The 379-nt window shown below is 29.8% G+C and carries 1 protein-coding gene; it reads left to right on the top strand.

Features of this window, described 5'->3' with window-relative positions; all coding sequences use genetic code 11:
- Positions 1-192: SPOR domain-containing protein (locus tag E3E36_RS13140; RefSeq protein WP_206203774.1), on the top strand; the 192-nt coding region annotated here is incomplete at its 5' end.
- Positions 193-379: the final 187 nt, after the last annotated feature.

Raw genomic sequence — 379 nt, forward strand, 5'->3', positions numbered from 1 at the left:
CCTATACAAGCTGTAATAGTAACCGGTAATGAAAATGTAAAAGCATTGTCTGCGAAAATTCAACAGGCGGGTTTTGATGTAAGGCCTGTATTATATCCAACTGTTCCGAAAGGAAAAGAAAGATTAAGAATTGTATTACATGCTTTTAATACTGAAAAAGAATTACATGCTCTTCTTAATCTCTTACAATAAGCTGTTATACTATTTTGCCATAATCATTTGATGAATAAAAACATTAGCAGTTGAAGCATTAATTACACAGAAGTTTTGCTTTTGTGATTTTTAGTAAGCCTTTTAAAAGCTGAAAGTTTGTTGTATATTGTTAATCAATCAAACTAACTATATGACACACGAAATTGTTTCAGAAAATTTACCACAT

It is taken from the genome of Thermococcus sp. M36, from assembly GCF_012027355.1.
GTDB lineage: Archaea > Methanobacteriota_B > Thermococci > Thermococcales > Thermococcaceae > Thermococcus.